Genomic DNA, 400 nt, shown 5'->3' with positions numbered 1-400 from the left:
CTATTTGCATGCTCAGCATGTAAACCCAGGCATCCACCCGGTTATCCGCTGTGGCCAGATGAATCGGCATGGTGGTGTCGGGATGGCTTCGATGAATGAGTTTCACTGTCAGGCTCTGACTCACAAGACAGCGGTTCTGCAAAAAGCGGCAAAATCTTTTGACGGCCGAGGCCAGCGGAAACAGTAGAGGGGTGAGAGACTCGAACTCCTGCTCCATGTCGGTTTTCAGGCGGAAGTTTTCGGGTATCTCAAAGGGTTCCGGTTTCCATTCCGCATGACCGAGTGCCTGACTCAGATACATGGCCAGCTCTTTGTCCACCCGATAAGAAAGATCACCTGTGGGCAACTCAGCGACATCATGAACGGATCTTAGCCCCAGTTTCTGCAGACGCATTTGTAT

General features: G+C 52.2%; 1 protein-coding gene. It reads right to left on the bottom strand.

All coding sequences use genetic code 11. The features are described from left to right. Positions 1 to 319: hypothetical protein (locus BCY78_RS24410; protein ID WP_139103333.1), on the bottom strand; the 319-nt coding region annotated here is incomplete at its 3' end. Between the last annotated feature and the right edge of the window lie 81 nt (positions 320 to 400).

The sequence above is a fragment of the Pararhodobacter sp. CCB-MM2 genome (assembly GCF_001691415.1).
Lineage (GTDB): Bacteria > Pseudomonadota > Alphaproteobacteria > Rhodobacterales > Rhodobacteraceae > Pararhodobacter.
The sequence above is the reverse complement of the archived record's forward strand: the minus strand, read 5'-3'. Positions and strand labels throughout refer to the sequence as shown.